This is a genomic window from Acidobacteriota bacterium (genome assembly GCA_038040445.1).
In the GTDB taxonomy this organism is placed as follows: Bacteria; Acidobacteriota; Blastocatellia; order UBA7656; family UBA7656; genus Onstottus_A; species Onstottus_A frigus.
This window is the reverse complement of sequence record JBBPIG010000013.1, coordinates 62,708-80,422: the sequence shown is the minus strand read 5'-3', so window position 1 is coordinate 80,422 and position 17,715 is coordinate 62,708. Positions and strand designations below refer to the sequence as shown.

Annotated in this window: 21 protein-coding genes; 5 read left to right on the top strand and 16 right to left on the bottom strand. The window is 56.3% G+C overall.

Annotated features, from left to right (window positions below; genetic code table 11):
• The first annotated feature begins 284 nt into the window (after positions 1-284).
• Positions 285-713 carry a hypothetical protein gene (locus tag AABO57_15380; GenBank protein ID MEK6287121.1) on the top strand — a complete coding sequence of 143 codons (429 nt, stop codon included), beginning with the start codon at positions 285-287 and terminating at the stop codon, positions 711-713.
• A 162-nt stretch (positions 714-875) separates the two neighbouring features.
• Positions 876-1,277, top strand: coding sequence for a VOC family protein (locus AABO57_15375; protein ID MEK6287120.1), 402 nt, complete (start codon positions 876-878; stop codon positions 1,275-1,277).
• A gap of 144 nt (positions 1,278-1,421) precedes the next feature.
• Here the strand turns inward: AABO57_15375 and AABO57_15370 are convergent, their stop codons facing one another.
• The 16 genes from AABO57_15370 to AABO57_15295 form a co-directional block, all read right to left on the bottom strand.
• The gene (locus AABO57_15370; protein MEK6287119.1) at positions 1,422-2,948 is read right to left on the bottom strand and encodes an alpha/beta hydrolase; all 1,527 of its coding nucleotides are present in this window, start codon (positions 2,946-2,948) and stop codon (positions 1,422-1,424) included.
• A 349-nt stretch (positions 2,949-3,297) separates the two neighbouring features.
• On the bottom strand, positions 3,298-4,191 hold the full coding sequence (locus tag AABO57_15365; GenBank protein MEK6287118.1) for a dienelactone hydrolase family protein: 894 nt from the start codon (positions 4,189-4,191) through the stop codon (positions 3,298-3,300).
• Positions 4,192-4,330: 139 nt separating this feature from the next.
• The gene (locus AABO57_15360) at positions 4,331-4,708 is read right to left on the bottom strand and encodes a hypothetical protein (protein MEK6287117.1); all 378 of its coding nucleotides are present in this window, start codon (positions 4,706-4,708) and stop codon (positions 4,331-4,333) included.
• 310 nt (positions 4,709-5,018) lie between these two features.
• Positions 5,019-5,480 (bottom strand): peroxiredoxin, encoded by a 462-nt coding sequence (locus AABO57_15355; protein ID MEK6287116.1) that lies wholly within the window; start codon positions 5,478-5,480, stop codon positions 5,019-5,021.
• Positions 5,481-5,653: 173 nt separating this feature from the next.
• A complete protein-coding gene (locus tag AABO57_15350; GenBank protein MEK6287115.1) occupies positions 5,654-6,115 on the bottom strand; it encodes a VOC family protein in 462 nt (153 codons plus the stop codon).
• Between the two features lie 74 nt (positions 6,116-6,189).
• Positions 6,190-6,657 carry a VOC family protein gene (locus tag AABO57_15345; protein ID MEK6287114.1) on the bottom strand — a complete coding sequence of 156 codons (468 nt, stop codon included), beginning with the start codon at positions 6,655-6,657 and terminating at the stop codon, positions 6,190-6,192.
• 146 nt (positions 6,658-6,803) lie between these two features.
• A complete protein-coding gene (locus tag AABO57_15340) occupies positions 6,804-7,778 on the bottom strand; it encodes a VOC family protein (GenBank protein ID MEK6287113.1) in 975 nt (324 codons plus the stop codon).
• Positions 7,771-8,358 carry a sigma-70 family RNA polymerase sigma factor gene (locus AABO57_15335; GenBank protein MEK6287112.1) on the bottom strand — a complete coding sequence of 196 codons (588 nt, stop codon included), beginning with the start codon at positions 8,356-8,358 and terminating at the stop codon, positions 7,771-7,773. The genes AABO57_15340 and AABO57_15335 overlap by 8 nt, the downstream gene beginning before the upstream one ends.
• A gap of 119 nt (positions 8,359-8,477) precedes the next feature.
• The gene (locus tag AABO57_15330) at positions 8,478-8,765 is read right to left on the bottom strand and encodes a type II toxin-antitoxin system RelE/ParE family toxin (protein ID MEK6287111.1); all 288 of its coding nucleotides are present in this window, start codon (positions 8,763-8,765) and stop codon (positions 8,478-8,480) included.
• On the bottom strand, positions 8,765-8,947 hold the full coding sequence (locus AABO57_15325) for a hypothetical protein (protein ID MEK6287110.1): 183 nt from the start codon (positions 8,945-8,947) through the stop codon (positions 8,765-8,767). Before AABO57_15325 ends, AABO57_15330 begins: the two co-directional genes overlap by 1 nt.
• A 197-nt stretch (positions 8,948-9,144) precedes the next feature.
• A complete protein-coding gene (locus tag AABO57_15320; GenBank protein MEK6287109.1) occupies positions 9,145-9,474 on the bottom strand; it encodes a hypothetical protein in 330 nt (109 codons plus the stop codon).
• 430 nt (positions 9,475-9,904) lie between these two features.
• Entirely contained in the window at positions 9,905-10,258 is a 354-nt protein-coding gene (locus tag AABO57_15315; protein ID MEK6287108.1) for a hypothetical protein, read from the bottom strand.
• A gap of 100 nt (positions 10,259-10,358) precedes the next feature.
• Positions 10,359-11,453, bottom strand: a complete 1,095-nt coding sequence (locus AABO57_15310; GenBank protein MEK6287107.1) for a hypothetical protein — start codon at positions 11,451-11,453, stop codon at positions 10,359-10,361.
• A gap of 505 nt (positions 11,454-11,958) precedes the next feature.
• Entirely contained in the window at positions 11,959-12,423 is a 465-nt protein-coding gene (locus AABO57_15305; protein ID MEK6287106.1) for a hypothetical protein, read from the bottom strand.
• Between the two features lie 39 nt (positions 12,424-12,462).
• Positions 12,463-12,990, bottom strand: coding sequence for a DUF3828 domain-containing protein (locus tag AABO57_15300; GenBank protein ID MEK6287105.1), 528 nt, complete (start codon positions 12,988-12,990; stop codon positions 12,463-12,465).
• Positions 12,991-13,072: 82 nt separating this feature from the next.
• Positions 13,073-14,839 carry a proline--tRNA ligase gene (locus tag AABO57_15295; protein ID MEK6287104.1) on the bottom strand — a complete coding sequence of 589 codons (1,767 nt, stop codon included), beginning with the start codon at positions 14,837-14,839 and terminating at the stop codon, positions 13,073-13,075.
• A gap of 233 nt (positions 14,840-15,072) precedes the next feature.
• Between AABO57_15295 and AABO57_15290 the strand changes: the two genes are divergently transcribed.
• Genes AABO57_15290 through AABO57_15280 form a run of 3 tightly spaced genes read left to right on the top strand, consistent with a single transcriptional unit; the run spans position 15,073 to position 17,685 of the window.
• Entirely contained in the window at positions 15,073-15,594 is a 522-nt protein-coding gene (locus tag AABO57_15290; GenBank protein ID MEK6287103.1) for a DUF1572 family protein, read from the top strand.
• A gap of 8 nt (positions 15,595-15,602) precedes the next feature.
• A complete protein-coding gene (locus AABO57_15285) occupies positions 15,603-16,352 on the top strand; it encodes a DUF1080 domain-containing protein (protein MEK6287102.1) in 750 nt (249 codons plus the stop codon).
• A gap of 13 nt (positions 16,353-16,365) precedes the next feature.
• Positions 16,366-17,685 carry a phenylacetate--CoA ligase gene (locus AABO57_15280; protein MEK6287101.1) on the top strand — a complete coding sequence of 440 codons (1,320 nt, stop codon included), beginning with the start codon at positions 16,366-16,368 and terminating at the stop codon, positions 17,683-17,685.
• Positions 17,686-17,715 lie beyond the last annotated feature (30 nt).

The window sequence follows — 17,715 nt, the reverse complement described above, 5'->3', positions numbered from 1 at the left end:
GGCAAAGAGCAAAGAGCAACGAACAAAGAGCAAAGGGCGAAGCGCTAAGGGCAAAGGGCAAAGAGCAGAAGGCGAATGCTGAAGGGCGAAGGATCCCATTGCCCTTCGCCCTTTGCCCTTTGCTCTTAGCCCTTTGCCCTTTGCTCTTAGCGCTTCGCCCTTTGCTCTTAGCCCTTCGCACTTTGCTCTTAGCCCTTCGCACTTTGCCCTTGCGGGTTTGAACAGGGATGCTCCGCATGCTAGCCTGAGGACATAGTCATCAAATCCGTTTGGAAGGAGAAACCATGAACTTACAAAGATCGATTCGCGTGGTTGGTGCGTTGGTTCTGCTGTTCAGTTTCACCATTGCTACAGATGCTCAGAGGCGTAACCGCGACGACGACCGTGACCGCGGGGGACGATGGGAATACCTCGGACAATCTCACGTAGACGGCAGGTCGGACCACGACAACATCCGTGTGAACGCGCGCGGGGGGTTCCGGGCGATTCAGCTCCAGGTTCAAGGCGGCGCCATTGAATTCAACCGGGTGGTCGTTCATTTTGAGAACGGCGCCGATCATCAGGTCGACGTCCGGGAGCGAATACGCGCTGGCGGAAGGACACGCGCGATTGACCTGCCGGGTGACCGGCGAGGCATACGAAGCGTGGAGTTCTGGTACGAGAAGGAGAATTGGCGGCGGCGGCCAACTTTGAGACTCTATGGACGGCGCTGAAACCCGGCTGAAACCATGCCGAAACCATGATGATACCGGCGCAACTATCACTTTAGCCTTGGCTGACCGGCGACAGTGATTCAGTTCGGCCGGGGTCACGGGTATTTCTCAATCGCTTCTCCGACTTTGGTTCACTGTTGAATCGCAGAAAGGAGATGAACGATGGCTGACGCGCCTAAGCTGTTCCGAGTGGTGTTGGAGGTTGCCGACCTCGATGCGGCCGTCGACTTCTATACCAAACTGCTTGGGATCAAGGGAAGGAAGCTGCGTGGTTCGCGAGCTTACTTCGATTGTGGCCCGGTGATCCTGGCGATTCTTGACCCGGCACCCGGCGATATCGAGCCGTCGCCCAACGTCGATGACGTTTACTTCTCGGTGAAGGACGTCGAAAGGGTTCACGAACGTGCGAGCGAGCTAGGATGCCTCTCAACGGAGGAGGTCCACGAAGAACGCGCCGGCGACATCGTCAAACGCCCCTGGGGTGAGCGATCGTTCTACGTTAGGGATCCCTGGGGCAACGGGCTTTGCTTTGTGGATGAGAAGACCTTATTCACCGGCCGTTGATAGCGGCCAGACGCAAGCCAAAAGCGTTCCATGAAACAGACTCTCCGGGCTCTAACCTCGTCGGGGGGTAACAATTATTGCTCCCTTCGTTCGAACGGCTTCGCGAGCTCACCGGTGGCCTTATGCCGCCATGCCTTAGGCTCCTCACGCCTTCGGTTTCGATGCGGGCAGCGGGAAGTCCGGCGCTAGGAACTTCGGCACGGGCAAACTCACGCGCGCGGGCACGTTGGCGGTGTTGCCGGTTTTCAGAAACTCCAACAGGACTGACATGACCTCCGGGAGGTGGTCGGCTATTGGATCGAGCACACCATGTCCACCGTGCTCAGCAATCAGCACTCGCCCGTTCAGAAAGTAGTGCGCGACATTCAAGGTATTCTCAACCGGCGTAGAAGTATCCCAATCGCCCTGCGCGAAGACGACCGGGATGCGGCACACGACTTCGTTGCGAAACTCGTCGCCCACGTCGGCGGTCGGCCAGATGTCTGCCGTCGCCAGATAGCTGTCGAAATTCCATTGCCCCAGGAACTCCGTCCCGGCGTCAGTCCTGAGCAGATGCTCGCGCTTCGGCGTCACCCCGAGGCTCGTGTCGATCAACGGACCAATCAGCACAGTTTCAACTTCCCGGCTGCGGCGCGCGATAGTCAGCGGGAGTACCCACGCGACGTACCGTTCGTAATACAATGACAACAGAAAGGCCGGTCCGTTCGCCCCTCGAGGAAAGTCCCTCTGGAAATCTTCGCGCCCGACCGTAACGGTGACCGTGTCCGAGAGTCTCACCTGAACCGCGCCGCGATCGAGCCGCCGGAAGACCTCGCGAGCCGCTGTCATCAATCCACCGCGCGGAAGGTAAGGCTTGAGTCGCGGGTCCTTTTCGGCCTCCCACCACATTCGCTGAACTGCGGCAAAAACGTGCGACGGCATATCGTAGCCGTAATCGAGCGGTTCCACCCCCGAGAGCAACGCGCGTGCAATCACCTCGGGATGGCGGCGCATAACGGCGAAGCTCCATTGCGACCCGAAGCTGGTCCCTACGAGCGTGATTCGATCGTAGCCCAACGCGCGCCGCAGATCATTGACATCGTCCGCGCATTCTTTGACCGTGTATCCGCGCAAGTCGATTCCCTTCTTCTCATATTCAGCGACAGCCGCGCGCGCTCCTTCGACAAAGGCGGCCGTCGCGCGCGCAAGACTAGTTGGTTGATCAAGCGGCTGGTCTGGTGTTCGGTACTTCAACTTCAGGATCTCGCCACGTTCGCTATTGCCTCGCTGGTCTACGAATACCACGTCGCCGACGCGCCTATAGATGTTGATGCTCTTTATCCAGCGCGCGAGTTGCCGGTTGTCCTGTTTCAATCCCCTCAGGTAGGAATCGCCCGGGCCGCCGGGCAGATGAAATTGCGGCGGGGCGGTCGTCGGTTGCAGCGCCCGGAATCGCGCGAACCCGACGCCTATGATTCGGCTTTTCGGGTCGGCGCGGTTTTCTGGCACATACAGCGTGCCTAACTCGAAATTGAGGGCTCCAGTCTCCGGTGTGGACAGCGACGCCGGCTCGAGCACGATTTCGCCGGCCTTTCGAGTGCCGGTCACATCAGGTTTGACCTGTAGCCCGACAGTCTGCGTCGCCGCTGCCAGGCTACAGATAGTGAGTATCGCGCAAGCTTGCAGCTTCATTGGTACCCCCCAATCCAGCAGGCTGCTGAAAAAGTCGGTGACACACGAGTTCAGGTGCAATCCCACCAACGCAGTTGGTGGATCGTTCATATCCAACCCTAGCTTGATCAGCCGGAAAGTGCATCCGAGCGTTGAGTTAGGCTGGGTATGAACGATCCACCAACTGCGTTGGTGGGATTCAAGAGCAAGCTGCGCTCTTACTTGTAGGCCACGTATGAACGATCCACCAACTGCGTTGGTGGGATTCGGGACCCCGGTTTAACTTTTTCAGCACCCGTGTAGATGTTCCCACCGTTAACGACCTCGGCAGCAATGCCGTTAGGAGCGCGATGCGGACAGCTTCGGTCTTTCAGAGTTTCTTGAGCAGGTCCTTCCACCGAACCCACGCCTCGTCGCGAGCCTTCTTGTTTGCCTCTTTGATTGCTTTTGCCTCTGGGGTCGCCTCGTTGGCAGTCGGATCTTCGCCGGCACGCATGAAGCCGTGCCCCGCGCCCGCGTAGGTGACCGGCTCATAGGTTTTGCCCGCTTCCTTCATCAATTCCTGGCTTTTGGGGATCGTCGCATTGATGCGACTATCGCTGCCGCCGTAGAACCCATATACCGGACACTTGATCTTGGCGATCGCCTCTTTGCTCTCCGGCCCGCCGCCATAGAAGACAAACGCCGCCTTGAGGCTTGGCCGGTTAGTCGCAAACCGAAAGGTCTGGGAGCCACCGTAACAGAATCCGCCGACCGCGACTTTGCCGTTTGAGGCGGGGAGCTTGGATACGTAGTCAGCGACGGCATTCAGGTCGGCAGTGATCTGGTCGGCTGGCAGGTCACGGATGGCTTGGCCGATGCCGCTGCGATCAAACTCGCTTGAGCCGCCGCCCTTGGGACCCATCCCTGAAAGCAAGTCGGGAGCAATTGCAATGTAACCGGCTTCCGCAAGTTGATCGGTCAAGCTGCGCACCCAATCGCTCATCCCAAAGATTTCGTGGATGACGATGATGGCCGTCGCTTTGCTCTTGACCTCGGGAAACACGAGAAAAGAATTCACTTCGCGTGTGCCGTTCTTGACCTTCACCCATTCCTGATGGCGCGGCGATTTATCCGCGCGCTGTTTTGCCCAATCCTGCTCAACCGCGTTGAAGGCCATGTGCTCCGCGTGCTGATCGCGAGCGGCAGCAGAACTCTGCGCGAGTGCCGGAATGGAAGCTAACAGCAGCACCAGCACGGTAACAATCATCATCGCTTTTCTCATCTTATCCTCCATCAGAAAGAGTTTTGCAGCTCAAGCGCCATGGGGGTTGTCCGTAGTCCGTGGTCAGTAGTCCGTAGCTAACGGACCACTGACTACGGACTACCTCCATGCTTTTTTTCTACTGAATGTCGTTTCGGCGCTACTTGACTCTCTTCGCCGTGAACTCCCGGCCAGGCTGGTCACTGCCTTCTCTGGTCCGCGTGAACTTGATCTCGTCGCCAGCGACCGTCCCCTTGTAAAGCAGCTTGATTGAGTTGCCCTGGGCCTCGAATGTCATCGTGAAAGAAATCTCATCCCCTTTGATGACTCCGTCGGAAATGGGAGTCTCACCCTGCGGTGTCGACACTGTCCCAGCTAGCTTGGCGCCATCAGACTTGAAGGTGAAGGTTGTCTCGCTCGTTTGACCGCCCCGGCCGGGGACCGTAGCCGTCCATTTGCCATCCACGTGCGCGGCCAACGCCAACGTTAGCGAGGCAAGCACCAGGACGGCTGAAAAAATCACAACTCTGTATTTCATTTGAAATCCTCCGTAACTGAAAATGTCTCCTCCTCGTGGAGGGATCGTTCTGCGGAAGCCATTCTAAAGGATTCCCTTTCGCAACAAGTGTGATCCACTGAAGGGGAATCCCGGCACGCGGCGCGGCATCGAATCCGTGGAAGAGTCTATACCCAGCCACCGTGACAATCCGAGCGACGAAACAAGTACGCCTTGAAGGTAAATGCGATGAACTTCGAACTACCCGGCTTTGCGTTTCAACAACCTCGCTTTGCTCGAGCTTCCGAGGATAATACTACTCAACGGCACGTTCTGGTTTCAAGATAGTGAGTCACTCGCCCTTCAAGTGCTTAATGTCGCCGAGCAGTACCGTCTCGTGCCCTTGCGGATTCACCTTCTCGTAAACCTTTCGCACGATTCCGGTGGGATCTACTACGAACGAAGTCCTGTCCCAGTACATCGTGCCTTTGTACTCGGACTGGCCGACGCCGCACGCCTTGAGCATCTCGGCGTTCGTATCGGCGAGTAGATCGATCGTGAAGCTGAACTTGTCACAGAAACTCTTGTGCGAGTCCACGTCATCCTGGCTGACGCCGACGACGTTGATGCCGGCGGCATCGAAATCGGACTTGGTTGCGGTGAAGGACTTGCCTTGAATCGTGCAGCCGGGGGTATCGTCCTTCGGGTAGAAATAAACCACAAGCCACTTGCCCGCGAAATCGCCGAGGCTCACGGTCTTGCCGTCCTGGTTTGGGAGGGAGAAATTCGGAAACGGGTTTCCTGCTTCAAGCATGTTCAGTTTATCCTTTCGGCTCGGTCGGTGAATCTCGGGGCGGCGGCCGTTCGGGCCGCCGTCTGTAGCACTGAAGCGTCCATCGAGAGTCTAACACGGAGAGCATGCCGACGCCTCCTCAACTGCGCCGACCGGAAACGTGTGCTGATCTCTTGCGTGGGACTCGATCCGGGCTATTGCTTCATCAAGTCGTTATAGCGCTGCGTCACTTCCGCAGCGGACAAGTCTTCCTTGCGCGTTGACACGTACCAAACGTGTCCGAACGGGTCGACCAATTTGCATGACCGGTCGCCGTAGAACTCATCCTTCACCGGGCGAGCCGCGGTAGCACCTTCAGCCACAGCTCGGGAAAACACTTCGTCGACGTCTTCGACATAAAGATGTATCCCCACCGTCGAGCCTCCGCGCGATTGCGGACTGAGCGCGTCAAGGTCAGGGTACTCGTCGGACATCATAATGGGCGAACCACCGATCATAATCTCGGCGTGTCCGATCCTCCCATCAGGTTCCGCAAGGCGCATTGTTTCCTCAGCTCCAAACACCTTCTTGTAATACTCAATCGCGTCGGCCGCGCCCTTGACCGTCAAGTAGGGAGTAACGGCGGGCTGCGGCACGCGTGCCGGTTTGCTTGTCATGATCTTGTCCTCTTTCTTCGATAGCTGAATCAGTGTATCCGTCGCTCACAAAAAAGGCTAAGCACCTTGACGGTTCAATGCTTGCCTTCCGCTGCACGCCTCATGATCTCTTCGGACGAGACGTCTTCGATGTGCGTTGCGATGTACCAAACGTGGCCGAATGGATCGGTCAGTGCGCCACTTCGGTCCCCGTAGAACTGGTCCTGCACCGGAAGCAGTTCCGCCGCCCCACAAGAGATCGCCTGTTTGAACGCGGCATCGACGTCCTCGACGTAGAGATAGATGTGCACGGGCGAGCCCCCGCGAGACAGCGGGCTTTGCCAGGCCGGGTAATCCGGGTGCTCGTCGGTGATCATGAATGGTGAATCGCCGATCTTGAACTCGCCGTGCCTTACCGCTCCGCTCTCGTCGGTAATGCGCTCGAGTTCCGTCGCGCCGAAGGCTTTCTTGTAAAACTCAATGGCAGCCGCCGCGTCCTTCGCTATCAAGTAAGGCGTCGCGGTGTGGTAGCCTGCCGGAATGTGATTGACTTTGGTTGTCATGAATCTCTCCTCTTTCGTTGATATGGTCTCTCAAGTCCGTAGTCCGTAGTCCGTAGTCCGTAGTCCGTGGTTCCGTGGTCAGTCGCCAGTTGGTTCGCTCAAAATGAGAACTGCGTTCCGTTTGACTACGGACTACGGACTACGGACTACGCCGGTGCGTCCCTTATGTGAGTGGCAATATACCAGACGTTGTCGAACGGATCCGATACGCCCGCTACGCGGTCTCCATAAGGCTGATCGGCCGGCTCGCTTTGCGAAACACCGCCCGCCGCAACCGCGCGCTGGTACACGCTGTCTACATCGTCCACGTACATGAAAAACGTCGTGGCCATCGGTTGCCATTCGCCGTGGGCTTCACCCATCTCAATCATTGAGTCGCCGATCCTGACCGTCGCGTGATGAATGACACCGTCCGGCGACTGCGCTCGAGATTCCTCTTCCGCGCCAAAGGCCTCTTTTAGGAAGTCAATCATCCGATCTGCGCCGCGTGGATGCAAAAAGGGCGTCACTGTGCGAAGGCCTTCGGGGATGTGCCCGGCTCCTTTGTGCGTGGCAATGTACCAATGATTGCCCGACAGGTCCTTAACGCCGGCTTCGCGGTCTCCATAGACCTGATCCACTGGTCCGTACATAGATGTACCGCCCGCTTGCAACGCGCGCTCATAAACAGCGTCGGCATCCTCGACGTAGAGGTGAATTCCAGTCGGGCTCGAAGCTCGACCCAAAGCCGGGCCGCCTCCCATCATGACAATCGAGTCTCCGATCTTCACCTCGGCGTGGATCCCGCCGGCTGTTCCCGTACCTCGATAGAGTTCGCCGGCGCCGAATGCCTGCTTCACGAAATCGATCAGTTCAGCCGCCTCCTTGACGATGAGATATGGAGTGATCGTATGGAAACCCTCACGGATCGGTTTGACTGCGGTCGTTCGCATAGATGCTCTCCTTTCGAGATCAGCCTTAAGACGAGCTTTGAAGTCCGCGCGAGGAAGATCGCGCAACTCGGCAGCAACGCGAAGCAGCGCATCGACACTCGCGTTCACAGGCGGAAGCGGCGCACCGGGGTTGGCGAGGATCGCCTCCAGCGCTTCATCGAGTTGTTCTATCAAGGTCGCGTTAGCCATTCGTGTTACCTGTCTGCTTACCTGGCAGGCGGCCGGGACGGCTGCGCTCCCAGGTCCGCAGGTTTTGCAGCGCGCGGAATTGAAGCTGCTTCACGGCGCCTTCCGTGCGCCCAAGCTCTTGGGCGACTTCGCGAATACTCTTTTCTTCGGCGAAGCGCATTCCGATCACGCGTCGCTGATCTGACGGAAGCCGATCGACCAGTTTGAAGAGCCGTGCGCGCTGTTCTACTTCATCTTCAATTTGCTGAGAGCTGACGTCCGCGGGAAGATCGAGGGTCATGGGGACTTCGCTCTCTTTGGCCACGCGTTTCGAGCGATCGATAATCGAATTCGCAGCGATCTTGAAGAGCCACGCGGCGAAAGGCACACCGCGCCATTCAAAGCGCGGAAGATTAGCCAGCGCCTGATGAAAAACTTCGGAGGTCAAGTCCTCGGCTTCATGGCGGTCGCGGACGCGCCGCGCGATGTACGCATACACGCGTTCAAAGTTATTCTCGTAAAGCTCGGCGAACCGGGCAGGGTCCTTCTGGGCGGCCTCGATCGCAAGCCGCTCCGCCGTGTCTGTTCCTTGAACCTTCAATCCATCCTCTCCAGCGCGCGTCGCTTCTTACTGTTTAAACTGCCGAGACACGGAAAGGTTACGGCCCTATGCGATTGCAGGATTTGAAGCTCGTTCAAGAGGCAAGTTCGATGAGTGTACTATGGTTCTTCCGGCCACTGCCGCGCGCCATGCACAACAGCAATGATATCGATCTCGTCTTCGAGGATGTGGTAGATGAGACGATACGGCCCCTCGAGTACCTCGCGGATATTGACATCGTTCGCCTCTGGTACGATGCGTCCTGAGCGTGGGAAGCTGGCGATCTGCTGAGACCGCAGCGTGAGCCGATCAACCATCTTGGTCGCATACTGAGGAGAAGAGCGGGCGACAAACCCTCGGATATCGCGCAATTGAGCGCGTGCCGCGGCGGTCCAGTTCACCTTCATTATGGCAAGCCAAACTCCGCTCGAACGTCCTCGACGGGCGTCTTTCGGCCCTCGTTACTGTCAGCGAGCCCCATCTCAATCGCCTCACGCACATAGATCTCGTACATCAACTGCTCCCACGACGAAAGAGACGGAAGGCTATCGATCAGGCGCTTTGCTTCTTCCTTAAGGTCTCGTTCCATAGGTGCATTCTACACTCTTGGGTTGCGATCAGCGCAAGCTGCCGAACGTCATGCGACTCACCCGCGACGGCCATTCACCGATGCGCTCACACGCATTCGTGGCGTGGTACTCGATCGGCTTCAGCGGCGCATCCCCTCCAACAAGTCTGACTAGGCGCTCGCTCGGCGTTGATCGCGTCCGGCTAACGGCCTCACGTTCAGCCGCGAGCCGCGCGGGGGTTTCTTTGGGACTTGGATTTACGTCGCGCGCGGCTCGGCGGCTGCAACGTGGTGTTATGCGGCCCAGGAATCAGCTCCTTAGCGAATTGCTCGATCGAGGTTGCCGCTTTTTCTTTGGATCTCTTCCTCAGGAACTTCATGAACTTCTCACTGCCACCGAGTTCCGCCACCTCCCGGTCAAACTCGTCTGCCTCTTCAAGTACGAAGGTTGCGCCATCTTTTGAGACGAGGAGCACGGACTTTTCCCGAGCCATTGCCAGTAACTCACCCACCGAGGGAGATTCCGTCTTCAGGTTAACCGTCTTCATAGCTGCACCTTCTTTCCTCGAATAAAGAGGTCATTGTGTTCCTTGTGTCCCACGGCAACAATTTCAAATTGTGGCCTTCTTCAACCGAATAGAAAACTCGGAACCTATCGAGTCTCAGCTCCCAAGGAGCGATTGGATTGGGGCGAATCTGCTTCTTTCTTTCTAGTCTCCGTTTCGGCGTCCGTCTTCAAATGAGAAATGATCCCCGTCACGATGAGGCGCTGCTCGTTCGCTTCGAAGTAAGCAATATCTTTCTTCGCGCTCTCCGTGAGCGAGATCTGATACTCCATTCACGGATGTTATCGGGAAAGCCAGCACCGCTCAAGCCGGCAGTTGGAGGACAACACACATAACGATAGGTTAAACCATCCGCGGATTCACAGCGTACTCTCCCATCTCGCTGGGTGGAACCGCCCAACTTCCGAGTCGGTTAATCGTGGCGGAACACCTTGTCTTCGAACATGATTGTAACGATTCGTTCGAACGCTTCGAAATCACCCTGGCTAATGCCATATCGAATTCTGAGCGTGGTCCATTTATCGGCCAGCAAGTCGATAGATAGGAACTCGTTGCTCAGCGTGGCCGCTCTCACCTTGACGTGGCCGCAAAGCCTGGTGTCGTCGCTCTCCAAATAGTATGAGTCATCATCGGGGAATTCAAACTGACGCTGAATCAGGAGGTATGGTCCGTCGATGCTCTCGGGGTCATCGTCATCGTCAAAAGAGACTTGATAGTAATCACCGGCTTCCGATGCGGACGCATGCTTGAATATCTTCTCAATCATCTCATCCTGATTCACGTCTGCATTCCAACGGCTCTAACGCCGGAATTGAGCCGCCGCGCACGCAACGCTGCGACCATCCAAGTTAACGATGAGAGGCACGCTAACTCGCGGTCGGCTCCAATGACTTGTTGGGCGGCTCTTTATCGTGAGCAGTCCCCAACGCGGTTCGCACCAGTTGAAGAAGCTCTTGCGGACTACTAGTACTGCCGAAAGCGTCATTGATTATAGCAGCATCATGATTTGCCGGGATGCTTGCACCCGATGCATAGATAATAAATGGCGTAGGACTATTCAAACCATTGGACTCTTTGAGCTTGCGCAAAAGCGTATAGCCCGCCTGACGGTCTGGGGGACGCCCCATATCCGAAATAATCGCGGCATACTTTTTCGTCTTTGCTTTTGCTAATGCGTCATCCGTTGATAAGCTCAGATCAAACTCAATACCTAGCAGCTTCTCAAATGACTGTTTGAGGTATGCATTGTTGGACGGATTATCATCTACCCAAAGTCCAAATTGTTGTTTTTCAGCCCTGCCCTTGGCTACCGGAGCTTCGGGACTTGTTTCCGAAAGGCTATGGATGGCATTTTCTTCCGCCTTCTTTCGCTCTTTTTCTCTGATCCTGGCAGCTTCTGACCTTGTGAGCGCTGGTGCTAGAAATAGGCGCGTCCACAGATAACCAATCAGAAACCCACACACTGGAAAGTAGACGAGAATCGCAAGGGCCAGAACATGATTCTGTGGAGGGCTACCAAGGCCTTCTTGTATAGTGTTGGCGGCCCCATTTAACCCTTCCGAAATCCCTGAAATCTTTGCGAGACCGACTCCAACGAGGATTTTGGTTAGCCAGTCCGAGATCTGTTCCAGGTTCGTATTGGCTCGAAAGTCTGTCCCTCTTCCGCCAGCGTCGTTCTCATTTTCAACCTCATCGATAGACTGTGGATGATCAGATGCCAAGCTGCGAGGTATGCCAAAGAGGAAGCCAAGAAGACCGCCGACGATTAAAGAGGCTCCCGCTACCATTGAACCCACGCTGGCTATCAATGAGGCGCTCGCGCCAAACTGTATCGCATAAACAAAGATGCCAACGAACCCTAAGCCGACTAGACCAAGTAAGAAGGGCAGCGAACCGTAGCTATGTATGTCGTCGTCAGTTCCTCGGTGCGTAGGTAGGAACCATGATCTGATTCTGCCCATTAGAGTTGACCCTCCAAGTTTCGTCCGCGGCCAGTTTGCTTGGACACTTGCTACACCGTGCCAAGCCGCCCAACATGAAATTCGACAGAAAACTGTATATCCCTTTTATCCAGAAGATTCCTTCTGCACAAGCCAATGTCAGCTTGGACGATTTTGACCGATTATTGTCTGATCGTTGAATCGGTTGCCCTTCGTGAGCTAATGTCACCTCTCAGAGGCGTTAGCAACACTGTTCCTTCTGTATAATCCGACTGGGATAGTCCGAGCTCCGCGTTCAGAGCTTATCCGCTGGACTGCTCCTAACCCGCCCTTGTTGAACACTGCGTAATAAAATCATGTTGGTGTTGACGCCGCCGTGGCCCGGTAGCTCCTGAACCGTGCGGATGAAGTGTCTAAGGCCAACCCAAAACCGGAGAAGCGGCATATCTGATCGGCGCGTGACACAGGCGTGAATCCGCGCGCCGCGATTCTTAACTGCGCATAATCGAGCGTCAGCCAAACGCGACTACCTCACACGCTGCAGGTGAAACACGGACACCGTTTCCTTTCCAGCTTGTTTCCAGGTCCACTCTTCGGTCACGTGATCTGTGTCTTTGAACTTAATCACCAGCCGGCGCATATGACCGTCCGCGCTACCATTTAGATTGGCCGCATCGACATACTGAAAGACAATACTGTCGCCTCTCGAACCCTGGGCTCGCATCCTGGGTTGATTGCCCGCCGAGCAATAGTGAGTCATCAAAATGGCGTTACCGTCCCGATGATAGATGGTCATCATGTTCTCGTTGACCATCGTTTCCATCAAGGCGGTCCCGTTGGAAATCAACGCGAAAGTAATTCGCGATTTTCCTTCCGGACTTGTGCTCTCCCATTCGCCCACTAGCGCCTTCAGTCGGTCGAAGTCGCTTCCGGCCGCGGCCCCGTTGAGCCCGCACAAGACGAGCGCTAAGACTAGAATCATTCTTTTCATTTGCTTGCTCCAAATGCCAATTGGCTGCTCCCAGGGCGATTAGTGTTGCTTTTTCAGCTCATCACGCAGGCTGGATCCTTTGTTGTTGATGACGTCGTTGATCAACCATGCTTGACCGCTCTTCGTTACTTCGACGACGATCTCTCGCTTGTCGCGGCCGCGGCTCGTTCGCGCACTCCACATAAGCGTTACAGTAACCTTCGCCTGATCTCCGCTGACATCGGTTTTTCCCACGCGAAACGAATCGGGATATTCCTGCGAATCGGTCAACGGATCGCCTTCGAAATAGGGGGCGTCGTCGGGATGGGCTTTGCTCTCTTCAGCCTGGCGCTTTAGTTCGTTGAGTAACAACTTATATAACTCGAGCGTGAGCCATCGCTTCCGCTGCTGAACGTTGCGAACGGTGAAGTCCTTGTTGTGAGCCAGGTGGAATGCGTAGAAGGAACGCACCGCGGCGAATGCCGGGCTTCGTGTGCCAGCGCTTTGCGACCCGGCGGACTTCTGCACCGCCAGCGTTAGAATCAAAGCGAACCCAATCAACAAAGCGCCTCGTCTCGGATGATCCATGCCTCGCCTCATTTTTCTATTAAACACTCGTAGCGCTTTCTTTAGCCCGCCGGAACGGATTGATCTCGAATCCAGGCTCCCTTCATTGAGCCGACGGCGACTCGGTGGCTGCGTCCACTCGCGCGATTGCCGATTCGACTTTGTCGCGAACGGTCTGAACGACGGAGTCGATCGAAACATCCTCCGACTGGCGTGTTGCGCGAGTGAACAACTCTACCTTGCCTTCCTTGATTTTCTTGCCGACCGTGATTCGAAAAGGCACTCCGATCAAGTCTGAATCGTTGAACTTCACACCGGCGCGCTCATCGCGATCGTCGATCAACACCTCGATGCCCGCTTTGTGCAGCCCATCGTAGACGCGTTCGGCCGCGTCCAGAATCGCCTGATCCTTGATGTTGACCGGAGTCACGACTACGTGGAACGGCGCGATCGATGCGGGCCAGCTTATGCCTGCTTCATCGTTGTACAACTCGACGGCCGCAGTCAGTACGCGCTCGACACCTATTCCGTAGCTGCCCATGATGATCGGCACGTCAGTTCCATCCGCAAGCAGAACTCGCGCGCCCATGCTCTCGGAGTATTTTGTTCCGAGCTTGAAGATGTGCCCGACCTCGACCGCTTTGAACACGTCGAGCGTGCCATCGCAGTTCGGACAGGTCTCGCCGGCTTTGACTACGCGAAGGCTTGCCCATTTATCAACTCTGATGTCGCGATCGATCGACACTCCGCGCAAGTGGTGGTCGTCTTTGTTTGCGCCGGTGGTCATGTTTTGTCTGCCCTGCAAAGCGTCGTCGGCGATCACGCGAAAAATCTTCGGATGAGAAGCTGGCGTCACTCCTACCGCGCCCAGCGAACCGGCTGAAGCTCCGAGCGCTTCGCGAATCTCCTCGGGCTGCGCGGGTCTGACGTTTATGGCGCCGCTCGCGTCCATGAGCTTGGTCTCATTGAGCTCGTGATCCCCGCGCATCAAGACGAGCGCGATCTGATCGTCGAGAACGAAGACAAGCGTTTTGATCTGCCGCTCCGCCGAAGCACCCCCGGGAAAAGTCGTAAGATCTTCGATGGTGCGAACCCCTGGCGTCGGAAACTCCTCGGCGGCGGCGGGTCCGCCTTCGTCATCCACGGGCTCGAGCTTTGACGTAGCCTTCTCGACATTCGCGGCGTAGCCGCAGTTTTCACACACCACGATGTTGTCCTCGCCGGCATTGGTTCGAACCATGAACTCGGTGGACTTGCTCCCGCCCATCGCGCCGGAGCTTGCTTCCACCGATGTGTACTTCAGCCCGCAGCGTGTGAAGATTCGGCAGTAGGCGTCGTATTGATCTTGAAAAGACTTGTCCAGTCCAGCCCAATCAACATCGAACGAGTAAGCGTCCTTCATTGTGAACTCGCGCACTCGTAGCAAGCCTGATTTCGGACGCGCCTCGTCGCGGAACTTGGTCTGAATCTGATACCAGACCTGTGGAAGCTGCCGGTATGAGTTCAAGGTGTTGCGCGCGATCGTGGTGAAAACCTCTTCGTGAGTCATGCCCAGCGCCATATCCGCGCCCTTACGGTCTCGCAGCCGGAACATGTTGTCGCCCATAACTTCCCAGCGTCCCGACTCTTTCCAGACTTCCGCGGGATGAATAGCCGGCAGCAGAAACTCCTGCCCGCCTATGCGGTTCATCTCTTCGCGGATGATCTGGATGACCTTCAAGCGCACTCGCTGGGCGAGCGGGAGCAGCGAGTAGACGCCTGCGGTAAGCTGGCGTATGTATCCGGCGCGAACCAGTAGCCTATGGCTGGTGACTTCGGCGTCAGCCGGGTCTTCGCGCAGAGTTGGGATGAACAAGTTGGACCAACGCATCGCTTCACTCCTCGAGCCGTCCACTGTCAAGATTGAACAGCGCAACAGAACGAGACAAACTAGCAACTGCTTCGCGCGGCAGTCAAGCAAATGGCCGAGGCGCGCGTGCAACTTCGTTATGGATTCAGAAGCTGTTAGCGGCTATATTGGTGGGCCTTGGCCAGTACAGGCCGCCGACGATACGAGACGGCACCGATGAACGAATGAATTCGTCGCTACCGAGGGGGAACAGATTGATCAAAGACCTTGTAGATGAATACGTGCGATACCGGAGCATCGGCGAGAAAGCGATACAACAGGTTTCCGACGAGGCCCTCAACGAAGTACTTAGCGCTGACAATAACTCGATCGCGATGATCGTGCGGCACATCAGCGGCAATCTGATCTCCCGATTCACCGATTTTCTGACCAGTGACGGGGAGAAACCGTGGAGGGATAGGGACTCAGAATTCGAAGAGACGAAGTACGACAGAAGAGACGTTGAGCAAATGTGGGCGGGAGGTTGGGAAGTGCTGGAATCTGAGCTCTCAAAATTGACCGATGAGCACCTCCAAAGGCACGTCTACATTAGGGGCCAGACCTGGATGGTCCACGAAGCGCTATGCCGATCACTCGCTCATGTTTCATATCACGTTGGCCAGATTGTCCTGCTGGCGCGCATAGTGAACGGCGGGAGCTGGCAATGGATAAGCATCCCAAAGGGACAGTCGCGCGAGTACAACAGAAATCCATCAAAGGAGAAGAAACCAGAGTGAAAAGTGCTATGAACCTCAGAATACTTGCTGGTCTTTCAATTCTGTCGCTGGTTGCGTCCTGCGTTGGCGTTGGAAGTCAGGCGCAGGAACCGCAGCCGTTTCCACCGCCGAAGAAAGAGCCGCCAGTCGTCGCCCCTGGCAAGACCAACAGCGATCCGCCGTCGGACGCGATCGTGCTATTCGACGGCAAGGACCTGTCGAGGTGGCGCAGCGTGAACGATGGCGGCGAAGCAAAATGGAAGGTGAAGGACGGTTACGTCGAGATAGCTTCGAAGACCGGTGACATTGCCACCAAGGACGAGTTCGGCGACTGTCAGTTGCACATCGAATGGGCCTCGCCATCTGACGTCAAAGGCGAAGGACAGGAGCGCGGCAACAGCGGTGTGTACCTCATGGAACGATATGAGGTGCAGGTGCTTGATTCATTCAACAACAAGACCTATTACCACGGTCAGGCCGGAGCGATATATAAGCAGCACGCGCCGCTGGTTAACGCCTCGCGCAAGCCCGGCGAATGGCAGAGCTACGACATCATCTTCAAGGCGCCGAAGTTCGACGAACAGGGAAAGGTGATCGAGCGCGCTCGCATAACGGTGCTGCACAACGGAGTGCTGATTCAGAATAACGTGGAGATCTACGGCAACACCTGGCACGACCAACCGGCGCTCTACATCGCACACGGTCCGAAGGCTTCAGTAAGGCTGCAGGACCATAGTGATCCGGTGCGCTACCGCAATATTTGGATCAGACCCTTGTAGAAGAACCAGTTCGATGTCAAAACCGATCGCAACCTCCTACATCCGTGACGAAGTCGAGATAATCGGACGCAACGAAATCGAGAGCCTTCAGTTGAAGCGTCTGCGTTCCGGCGTCGAAAGAATCTCGAAGACTGTGCCTTTCTATCGGGACAAGCTGAGTGAAGCTGGAGTTAATTGCGACGGCATCCGTTCTCTCGATGATCTGGCTAGAATGCCGTTCACCACAAAGAGCGATCTGCGTGACCATTACCCGTTCGGACTGCTCGCGGTTCCAATGAAAGAAGTCATTCGCATTCACGCGTCGAGTGGAACAACGGGCAAGCCGACGGTGGTGGCCTATACGCGCAACGACATCGATCTCTGGTCTGACTTAATGGCGCGCAGCTACGCGGCGGCGGGCGTTACCTCGGATGATGTCGTTCACAACGCTTATGGCTACGGGTTGTTCACCGGCGGTCTGGGGTTTCACTATGGAGCTGAAAGAATCGGCGCCGCGGTCATTCCAGTTTCGGGCGGGAACACAAAGCGGCAGCTCATGGTCATGCGCGACTTCGGCAGCACCGTTCTGTGCTGCACGCCATCCTACTCTCTCATGGTGGCCGAGGTGGCGGAAGAAGATGGCATCGATCTCAAATCGCTTCCTCTGAGAGTAGGACTCTTCGGCGCTGAGCCGTGGTCCGAGCGTATGCGAGAGGAGATCGAGTCGCGGCTGGGCATTGTAGCTCTCAACGTCTACGGCCTGTCAGAAGTGATCGGACCCGGTGTTTCCGTCGAGTGCACCGCGAAGCGGGGGATGCACATTTTCGAGGATCACTTCATTGCCGAGATCATCGACCCAGTCACAGACGAACGATTGCCGGACGGTGAGATGGGCGAGCTTGTTTTGACGTGCGTAACGAAAGAAGCGCTTCCTCTCTTACGCTATCGGACGCGAGATCGTACCCGACTCTCGTATGAGAAGTGTGACTGCGGGCGCACGAGCGTCCGGATGGAGCGGGTGGTTGGGCGAACCGACGACATGATCATTGTCCGCGGTGTGAATGTGTTTCCGTCTCAGATCGAGACCGTCATTTTGCAAGTGAGTGAGGTCGAGCCTCACTATCAGATCGTCGTCGATCGAAGCTCAGACTACATGGACGAACTCGATGTGCTGGTGGAGACGCAAGCCGAGGTCTACGGAAATCGAGACCATTTGATGCAGCTTGAAAAACGATTGAGCTTCGAGGTGCAGAGCGCGCTTGGAATCACCTGCAACGTGAAGCTGGTTGGCCCCCGGGAGATCGAAAGAAGCGAGGGTAAGGCGGTGCGTGTGGTTGACAGGCGAAAGCTTTAGCGCGCGCTCCACCAAATGAATCTCGCGTCA